At 65.1% G+C, this 7920-nt stretch carries 7 protein-coding genes and 1 pseudogene; 2 read left to right on the top strand and 6 right to left on the bottom strand.

All coding sequences use genetic code 11. The annotated features are described in order from the left end of the window. The first annotated feature begins 4 nt into the window (after positions 1-4). Positions 5-1549, top strand: a complete 1545-nt coding sequence (locus tag EOA24_RS20245; protein WP_126080521.1) for a M81 family metallopeptidase — start codon at positions 5-7, stop codon at positions 1547-1549. A gap of 119 nt (positions 1550-1668) precedes the next feature. On the opposite strand, the gene EOA24_RS20240 is transcribed toward EOA24_RS20245, so the two are convergent. The 6 genes and pseudogenes from EOA24_RS20240 to EOA24_RS20215 all read right to left on the bottom strand — a co-directional run bounded on the left by EOA24_RS20240 (position 1669) and on the right by EOA24_RS20215 (position 6936). Further along, complete coding sequence (locus tag EOA24_RS20240) at positions 1669-3723, bottom strand: M3 family metallopeptidase (RefSeq protein ID WP_126080520.1); 2055 nt, start codon at positions 3721-3723, stop codon at positions 1669-1671. Between the two features lie 82 nt (positions 3724-3805). Beyond that, entirely contained in the window at positions 3806-4222 is a 417-nt protein-coding gene (locus tag EOA24_RS20235; protein WP_126080519.1) for a nuclear transport factor 2 family protein, read from the bottom strand. A gap of 10 nt (positions 4223-4232) precedes the next feature. Beyond that, entirely contained in the window at positions 4233-4874 is a 642-nt protein-coding gene (locus tag EOA24_RS20230; protein WP_040991526.1) for a carbonic anhydrase, read from the bottom strand. Between the two features lie 150 nt (positions 4875-5024). Further along, positions 5025-5791, bottom strand: a pseudogene (locus tag EOA24_RS20225) (DUF429 domain-containing protein). After that, on the bottom strand, positions 5788-6672 hold the full coding sequence (gene pdxY, locus EOA24_RS20220; protein WP_042645579.1) for a pyridoxal kinase PdxY: 885 nt from the start codon (positions 6670-6672) through the stop codon (positions 5788-5790). The pseudogene EOA24_RS20225 and the gene pdxY overlap by 4 nt, the downstream one beginning before the upstream one ends. A 12-nt stretch (positions 6673-6684) precedes the next feature. After that, on the bottom strand, positions 6685-6936 hold the full coding sequence (locus tag EOA24_RS20215; protein ID WP_126080518.1) for a hypothetical protein: 252 nt from the start codon (positions 6934-6936) through the stop codon (positions 6685-6687). A 153-nt stretch (positions 6937-7089) separates the two neighbouring features. On the opposite strand from EOA24_RS20215, the gene EOA24_RS20210 reads away from it, so the two are divergent. After that, complete coding sequence (locus EOA24_RS20210) at positions 7090-7737, top strand: LemA family protein (protein WP_127255815.1); 648 nt, start codon at positions 7090-7092, stop codon at positions 7735-7737. The last annotated feature ends 183 nt before the right edge of the window (positions 7738-7920 follow it).

The raw sequence follows: 7920 nt of genomic DNA, 5'->3' as shown, positions 1-7920 counted from the left end.
GTTCATGCGCATCTTCACCGCCTCGCTGGCGACGGAAACCAACACCTTCTCGCCGGTGCCGACCGACCGGGCCTCGTTCGAGATGGCCTTCTATGCCGGCCCGGGAAAACACCCAGAGACGCCGACGCTGTGCTCCTCGCCGATCGTGGCGCTGCGCAAGCGCGCCACGAAGGAAGATCTGACCGTCATCGAAGGCACGGCGACCTGGGCCGAGCCCGGCGGCCTGGTGCAGCGTCAGACCTATGAGGCGCTGCGTGACGAGATCCTCGACCAGCTCAAGGCCGCCCTACCGGTCGATGCGGTGATCCTTGGCCTGCATGGCGCCATGGTCGCGCAAGGCTATGACGATTGCGAAGGCGATCTGCTGGAACGCGTGCGCGCTATCGTGGGGCCGAAGGTGGTGATCGCTTCGGAGTTCGATCCGCACAGCCATTTGACGCCGAAACGCGTCGCGGCCTGCGATATCATGGCCTATTTCCTCGAATTCCCGCATACCGATTTCTATGAGCGCGGCGAGCATGTCGTCGAGCTCGGCCTTGCCGCGGCGCGCGGCGAGATCGAGCCGGTGATCTCGACCTTCGACTGCCGCATGATCCAGGTGCTGCCGACCAGCCGCGAGCCGATGCGCTCCTTCGTCGACAGGATCAAGGCGCTGCATGGCAAGGACGGCGTGCTGTCGGTCTCGGTCATCCACGGCTTCATGGCCGCCGACGTGCCGGAGATGGGCACGCGCATCCTGGTCGTCACCGACAACGACAAGGCAAAGGGCGATGCTTTGGCGGAAAGCCTCGGGCGCGAGCTCTATGCGCTGCGCGAAAAAACCGCGATGACGATGCTCTCCGCCTCGGCGGGCATCGAACAGGCGCTTGCCGTGCGCGCGACGCACCAGGACAAGCCAGTCGTGATCGCAGATATCTGGGACAATCCCGGCGGCGGCGTGCCGGGCGACGGCACCATCGTGTTGCGCGAGCTGCTCAAGCGCGGCCTGAACAAGGTCGGTGTGGCGACGATCTGGGACCCGATCGCCGTGACCTTCTGCCATGCCGCCGGCGAGGGCGCGGTCATCGATCTGCGCTTCGGCGGCAAGGCCGGGCCGCAGGCCGGCGAGCCGATCGACGCGCGCGTCACGGTGCTGAAGACGACCAACGAAGGCTGGCAAAGCTTCGGTCCGAGCCGGGTGACGTTGGGGCCGTCGGCTGTGGTGCGCATCGAAGGCACGGAAGTCGACGTCATCTTGAACACCAACCGCACCCAGACCTTCGAGCCGGATGTCTTCTCCAATATCGGCATCGATCCGATGGACAAGGACATCCTGCTGATCAAATCGACCAACCATTTCTACGCCGGCTTCGCGCCGATCGCCGCCGAGATCATCTATGTCGCGGCGCCGAGTTCCTATCCGAGCAATCCGGCAAAGACGGATTATCGGAAGCTGAACCGGGCTATATGGCCGAGGGTTGCGGATCCGTGGAAACAGCCAATCTCCCCCCTCGTGGGGGAGATGCCCGGCAGGGCAGAGGGGGGCGCGAAGGATCGCGACCTCGCTTAGCTTGGGTAACAATAGCCAAGCGGGATGTCGGCGGGACTGTGATGAACTGAGACGTCGGCGGGACAGCGCCCCCCTCTGGCCTGCCGGCCATCTCCCCGACAAGGGGGGAGATTAGCCAGTCACACCAGCCCCCGCTTCACCATCATCGCCTCGGGCGACGGCATCTTTCCCCGGAACGCCGTGTAAAGCTCCTCAGGATCCTTCGACCCACCCGCGGCGTAGATGTTCTTCCGCAGCCGCTCGGCCAATTCCGGATTGAAGGCATCGCCCGTTTCCTCGAAAGCCGAGAAGGCGTCCGCGTCGAGCACTTCCGACCACATGTAGGAATAATAGCCGGCTGAATATCCGTCGCCGGCGAAGACATGGCCGAAATGCGGGGTGCGGTGGCGCATGGCGATCGTGTCGGGCATATGCAGTTTTTCCAGCGTCTCGGCCTCGAACCGAAGCGGCTCGGCCGGCGCCTCAGGCCTTGCATGATAGGCCATGTCGATCAGCGCCGAGGCGGTGAACTCGACCGTGGCGAAACCGGCGCCGAAGGTGCGGGTCGCAAGCATCTTGTCGAGCAGCGCCTTCGGCATCGGCTTGCCGGTCTTGACGTGCAGCGCGTGCTTTTCCAGCACCGCGGGCACCGTCAGCCAATGCTCGTAAAGCTGCGAGGGCAGTTCGACGAAATCGCGGCTGACCGAAGTGCCCGAGACCGACGGCCAGGTGACGTCGGTCAGCATGCCGTGCAGCGCATGGCCGAACTCGTGGAACAGCGTCTTCGCCTCATCGACCGACAGAAGCGCCGCTTCGCCGGCCGGCGGCTTGGCGAAGTTCATGATGTTGTAGATCACCGGCTTGGAACCATGACCGAGCTTGTAGCCGGATTTCAGCGCGCTCATCCAGGCGCCGGAACGTTTTGACGGACGGGCGAAATAATCGGCCAGGAACAGGCCGCGCTCGCTGCCGTCGGCATTCTTCACCACGAAGACTCGTGCATCGGGATGCCAGGCGGCGATGCCCTTCTTCTCCTCGAAAGTGATGCCGAACAGTTTCGTGGCGACATCGAAGCAAGCCTTGATGACGCGCTCGAGCTGCAAATACGGCTTCAGCTCCGCCTCGTCGAAGGCGAATTTCTCGGCACGCAGCTTCTCCTGGTAGAAGCGCCAGTCCCAGGCCGCGAACTTCTCGTTGCTGCCGGCTTCTGTCGCCAGCCGCTCCAGCTCCTTCTGGTCGGCGGCGGCTTTTTCCAGCGCCTTCTCCCACACCGGATCGAGCAGCTCGTGCACCGCCTTCGGGGTCTTCGCCATCGTATCGTCGAGCTTCAGCGCCGCGAAGGAATCGTAACCAAGCAGCTTCGCCTTCTCGGCGCGCAGCTTCAGCATGTCACGCACGACATCGGTGTTGTCGGAGGCGCCGCCATTCTGGCCGCGCATGATGAAAGCCTTGAACGCGATCTCGCGCAGGTCGCGGCGCTCGGAGAAGGTCGAGAACGGCTCGTAGATCGAGCGCGACAGCGTCACCGCATAGCGGCCCTTCTGGCCGCGCATCTCGGCCGCCTCGGCCATGGCGCTCTTCAAGAAATCCGGCAGGCCGGCAAGATCGGCCTCGTCGAGGAACAGCGCCCAGTCGCGTTCGTCGGCGAGCACGTTCTGGCCGAACTTGGTCCCGAGCGACGAGAGCTCTTCATTGATGGCCGCAAGCCGCTTCTTGCCCTCCGCATCCAGCTTGGCGCCCGACCGGACAAATCCCTTCCAGGTCTTCTCCAGCACCCGCAGCGTCTCGGCATCGAGCTTCAGGCTGTCGCGCCGCTGGTAGAGATCGTCGATGCGGGCAAACAGCTTCTCGTTCATCGAGATCGCGGAGAAATGCCGCGACATCTTTGGCGAAACCTCGCGTTCCATCGCCTGGATCGTGTCGTTGGTGTGGGCGCCGGCGCGGCACCAGAAGATCGACGAGACATGGTCGAGCGGCTCGCCGGCGAGCTCGAGCGCGGCAAGCGTGTTCTCGATGGTCGGCGTCTCTCTGTTGCCGGCGATGGCGTCGATCTCGGCCTGGTGCGCCGCCAGCGCCGCGTCGAAGACAGGGCCAAAATCATTGTCGCCGATGCGCGAGAAATCGGGCAGGCCGAGCGGACCCTGCCAAAGGGTCAGCGGATGGGCGGCGAGATCGACGGCTTTTGAAGATGACATGAGCGATTCCGGTGGACTGATTTGGAGGCGGGCTGCCTCGGATGTAGGGCGATGCCGCGCGCCGCGCAACACGGACCTCGCCTCAATAGCCGCTGCAGTCCTGCGCCACCGCTGTCTGCGTGCTGGCGACGATGCGCCCGCGGGCGACGGTGAAGGTCTCGCGCATGAGCGTATCGTTGTTGGGAAAATCGTAACAGGCGAGCACCGTGGTCTCACCATTCTCGCTCTTTTCGATGCGATGGCGGATCGCCGCGCCCGCGACCGCGCCCTGCCATTCGTCGATCGAGGCGATGAAATCCTCTTTGGTCTGGACGACGCCGATGTCGTCGAGCTTCATGCGCACGTCGTCGGCAAGCAGGTCGGACAATTCGGTACGGTCGGCGACCAGCAGCGCCGAATACCAGCGATCGATGATGGCGCCGTCATCCGCGCTGGCGCGGACGAGCGAGGACATGAGCAGCGTCGCCGCCAGAACGATCCTCCAGCTGATCCGGTGCATCACGCCTCCGTTAAAGCTCCGGCCGCTCGAAATCGCCGGTTTCCTTGTTCATCACCCACAGCTCCCCGGTCGAGATGTCGAACCATGCGCCGTAGAGCGAGAGCTTGCCCTTGCCTTCGAGGATCGAGACGCAGGGAAAGGTCCTGAGATTGGCGATGGAGTAGCGGACCGAAATACGCTCCAGCGCGGTCTGGCGCTCCGTCGTTGTCATCATCGTGCTGGAGGCCACGGTCTCGGCGGCTGGCGCGATCAGGCTCATCCATTTGCCGATGAAATCGCCGGGCGACAGCGGCGCGGAGTTGGTGTCGAGCGCGGCGCGGATGCCGCCGCAGCGGCCGTGGCCCATCACCACGATGTTCTTCACCTTCAGGCTCTGCACGGCGAATTCGAGCGCGGCCGAGGTCGAGTGATACTCGCCGTCCGGCTCGTAGGGCGGCACCAGATTGGCGACATTGCGCAACACGAAGAGCTCGCCGGGACCGGCATCGAAGATCGCTTCCGGCGCCGAGCGCGAATCGCAGCAGGCGACGATCATCGTCTCGGGCGCCTGACCGTCGCGCGCCAGCGAGCGATAGCGGTCGCTTTCGGTTGGGTAGCGGCCACTCATGAAGTTGCGATAGCCGGCGAGGAGGTGCTCGGGGAGGTGAGGCATGGGCGGCTAGAGCCTTTCCGGGGGTTGGAGGCGGCAGCTCGTTGCGATCGAAAAAGCCTCTAGCGGCAAATGCAGGTCGTGGGCAATGCCGAATTGCGGATGGCGGCGTCGCAATCGCATGCCGCCAAAAGCTGCGCGGTCGATTTTGCCTCAAGCCCAGATGGCGACGGGTATGCCGAAACGGTCGGCCAGAGGTGGGTCGGGGGAAGGCCGCGCCGCGCCGCTGGCGATACGCCCGGCGATCAGCATCATCGCCGCCGCGTCGAGGAAGTCGTCGCTCGCAGCACCCCGCGGCGGCGCCTGATCGAGGAAACGCTTCTCATAGCCATGCCGGCAAAGCAGCGCCTTGCGCTCCTCCATGCCGGCCGGGTTGACCGCGCCCTTTGTCTTCTTCGGCAGCGCCATCGCCGTGCCGCCATTCAGTCGGCAGAACGCCACTTCCGGATGCGATTCGAAGACACGGCCGCGCAGTTCGGGCCGCGCGATCAACAGCTGATCGATCTCGCGGATCTTGGCAAAGATGCCGAAAGCCTGGATGGAAACGCCGCGTGGCGGGTCGGAAGTCCCCATGGCCACCGCGCTCGCCCGCCGATGCGCCGCATACCAGGCTTCGATCGTGGTGAAGTCGCTGGTGTCGGCATAGAGCGCCGCGCGCGAGGGGATGGCGAACACGCTCGATTGCCGCGCGCCGATCAGCGGCCGCACCAGCGCCTCCGGCCCGCGGCCGCCCTTGCTTGAAAATCCGGCAGGCCGATCGGCATGTCGACGGCGATCAATGCATCGGGCAGCGCATCGAGCAGCACCTGGAGGCTCGGGAAGACCGAGACGGACGGCGCGGCGTCCGCTTCGCGGTGGACGGCTATCCAGCCGGCCTTGCAGCCGTCGACGCCGGCCAGCGCGTGGCCGACCAGTTTCACGCCCGCTTGTCCCGCCCGGGATGCAGCAGATGGCGCAGCTGCACCATGGCCATTGGATGCGACAGGCTCTGGGCGTCGGTTTCGAGCTGCAGCTCGTCGCCGCCGCGCTTCGCGGTGCGCGCGAGAATCTCGTAAACGGCCGCCGTGGTCGATTGCAGCGCCTTGACCGGCGCCTGGCCGGAGAGAATCCGCGCCAGATAGACCGCGGCCGTCAGGTCGCCTAGCCCGTTCGGCGGCCTCTCGATCACACGGTGCTCCGCAAGCAGCGCCTGGCTGCCGTCGAGCAGGAAATTGCCGATGCCGCCCGCCATCATCGCCGGCGCCGAGGTCACCAGCATTGTGGACGGACCGGCATGAAGCGCGGCCGCCGTCACCGCCTTGATGTCGGGCAGCGGCGCGCCGGCCATCCATTCCAGCTCATAGCGGTTCGGCGTCGCGATGTCCGCGATCGGCATCAATTTGTCGCGCATGGCGGCGGCCGTCGATTCCGGCACGTAGAGCCCGCCGGAATCGCCCATCACCGGATCGCAGACGTAAAGCGCGTTCGGGGTCTTTTCCTTGACGGCGGCGACGAGCGAGGCAACGGCTTCCGCCTGGCCCGCTTCGCCGAGATAGCCCGAAAGCACGGCCCGCACCTCGCCCAGCCAGGGCGCCCGCTCGAGATCGGCCATCAGCGCCTTGAACTGGTCGAGCGGCGGCACGATGCGCGTGGCTCGGCTGTGCCCCGGATGCCAGGGCAGGATGACGGTCGGCACTGCCCAGACCGGGAAACCCAGCGTCTCCAGCGCGAACACCGCGGCGCGATTGCCGACCGAGCCCCGGGCGACATGGCTGGAGATGACGATGACCGCGCGCGGCGCGTCGGTTTTTTCTGCATTCATGAGGCTTGATTCCTAACCGCCACGCGTGGCGGCATACACCAGCCAGGCCAATAGCCCAATGGCAATGACGAAGCCGAGCGTTCGGCCAATGCGGGTTCCCCAATATTCGATGGGATCGGCGCGGTCCGTGTCGGCGGCGGTGACGCGGTCGCGCGCATCCTTCGCCGCGCGGGTGATGAACGACGCGCCGCCTGGGGACGTTTCCTGTTGCACGCGTTCGAGGATGCGGCGCGATTCGGCCTCGTCGTCCCGGCGCTCTGCCATGGCAATTGTCCTTTCCGGCCCGCAGCTTAACTTGTTCGCGCCGCCATTCACAGTGGCTCACGGCTGAACCGGGACCGGCGTCATGCGCCGGACATTTTCTTGCGCGTGGATTGTGGTAATGCTTCGCATGCAACTTCTGTCGAGGGACCATTCATGATTACCGAGCGCCTCTCACCACCTTCCGTCTTCCGCAATCTGCCCGCCTTCCTGGTGATGGCTTTCGTGCTGCCGCTGCTTGCCGGCTGCGGCTACAACACCATTCCGACCGCGGAAGAGAACGCCAGGGCGGCCTGGAGCGAGGTGCTCAATCAGTATCAGCGCCGTTCCGATCTGATCCCGAACCTTGTCGAGACGGTGAAGGGCTATGCCTCGCACGAGAAGGACACGCTCGACGCGGTCGTTCAGGCGCGCGCCAAGGCGACGCAGATCACCGTGACCCCGGAGACGCTGAAGGACCCGGACGCGCTGAAGAAGTTCCAGGATGCCCAGGCCGGACTGACCAGCGCGCTGTCGCGTCTGATCGCGGTCTCGGAAGCCTATCCCGACCTCAAGGCCAACCAGAATTTCCTCGCGCTGCAGGCGCAGCTCGAAGGCACCGAGAACCGCATCGCGGTTGCGCGGCGCGACTACATCCAGGCGGTGAGGGACTACAATCTGACGCTGAAGACCTTCCCGTCCGTGCTGTGGGCGACCTTCTGGTTCCGCGGCAACGAGCCCTTCGCCAACTTCACCGTCGACGAGGACAAGATGCAGGTGCCGAAGGTCGATTTCGGCACCAGCACCACCAAGCAGGGTGGGTGAGAGCGACTTAGCTTATCGAGCCAGCCTTGAGTTCCGTCACCCCCCTCTCTGTCCTGCCGGACATCTCCCCCTCAAGGGGGGAGATTGGCAGTTTCGACAACCTCGCCCTCTCTTCGACGCCGAAGATTGGCGAAGGCCGGCGTGACGTCCAATCTCCCCCCTTGAGGGGGGTGAGGAGTGGTC

Origin of the sequence: Mesorhizobium sp. M2A.F.Ca.ET.039.01.1.1 (genome assembly GCF_003998035.1) — a bacterium.
Taxonomy (GTDB): domain Bacteria; phylum Pseudomonadota; class Alphaproteobacteria; order Rhizobiales; family Rhizobiaceae; genus Mesorhizobium.
This window is presented reverse-complemented; position numbering and strand designations above follow the sequence as displayed.

Coding starts and splice junctions, on each gene's coding strand:
- pdxY (WP_042645579.1), bottom strand. CDS start 6,672: ATGAATGCAGAAAAAACCGACGCGCCGCGCGCGGTCATCGTCATCTCC.
- EOA24_RS20245 (WP_126080521.1), top strand. CDS start 5: ATGCGCATCTTCACCGCCTCGCTGGCGACGGAAACCAACACCTTCTCG.
- EOA24_RS20230 (WP_040991526.1), bottom strand. CDS start 4,874: ATGCCTCACCTCCCCGAGCACCTCCTCGCCGGCTATCGCAACTTCATG.
- EOA24_RS20240 (WP_126080520.1), bottom strand. CDS start 3,723: ATGTCATCTTCAAAAGCCGTCGATCTCGCCGCCCATCCGCTGACCCTT.
- EOA24_RS20235 (WP_126080519.1), bottom strand. CDS start 4,222: ATGCACCGGATCAGCTGGAGGATCGTTCTGGCGGCGACGCTGCTCATG.
- EOA24_RS20210 (WP_127255815.1), top strand. CDS start 7,090: ATGATTACCGAGCGCCTCTCACCACCTTCCGTCTTCCGCAATCTGCCC.
- EOA24_RS20215 (WP_126080518.1), bottom strand. CDS start 6,936: ATGGCAGAGCGCCGGGACGACGAGGCCGAATCGCGCCGCATCCTCGAA.